This is a genomic window from Pantoea stewartii subsp. stewartii (assembly GCF_008801695.1).
GTDB classification, from domain to species: domain Bacteria; phylum Pseudomonadota; class Gammaproteobacteria; order Enterobacterales; family Enterobacteriaceae; genus Pantoea; species Pantoea stewartii.
Genome location: NZ_VZPF01000232.1, coordinates 1 through 515 on the forward strand (window position 1 = coordinate 1; position 515 = coordinate 515).

Here is a 515-nt window from a genome sequence, read left to right on the forward strand (position 1 = left end):
TTCGATCAAAAAGCGAGAAGACTAACCCTGGGATCTGCCAATTTATATTTTATTAGATCAATACCAATAAATGACGTTGTGTCTGAGATCTTATAGGTAGGTATTCCCATTGTTGAAGGTCCTGTTGATAGAACTGGAGCCACAGGCGAGATAGTATCTATCTACATCAGGAGCCCTGATAGAAATTTAATTGATATATTTAATGTCAAAGCTTACTTCTTACGGAGGCCAGACCCGGTTTTCGTTCTGTCGGGATTGGTTCTACCCATGTGACGTGGACACAGCCCTAAGCGGGGTTCTGGTTTTCAAACTGTTCCGGACTAAGATCACCACAGGCACTCTGGCATCGCCAGCGATTGTAATTACATCCGATATAATTGTTGAATACCGTGACCCGCATTATTTCGCGGCTGGCAAAGTGCTCTCCGTGGAGGCCTTCTACCCTCAGCGAGTGAAAGCACCTTTCTGCGCAGGAGATATCATAGCAGTTGCCTCTGGCACACTTATTCCCGCGC

Annotated in this window: 1 protein-coding gene and 1 pseudogene; one reads left to right on the plus strand and one right to left on the minus strand. The window is 45.8% G+C overall.

Going from position 1 to position 515, the window contains the following annotated elements; translation table 11 throughout:
- Positions 1-273 (plus strand): annotated as a pseudogene (locus F7Q90_RS28195) (hypothetical protein); the annotation flags it as partial.
- 13 nt (positions 274-286) lie between these two features.
- Here the strand turns inward: F7Q90_RS28195 and F7Q90_RS25930 are convergent.
- On the minus strand, positions 287-515 hold a 229-nt coding region (locus F7Q90_RS25930; RefSeq protein WP_151161185.1), incomplete at its 5' end, for an IS3 family transposase.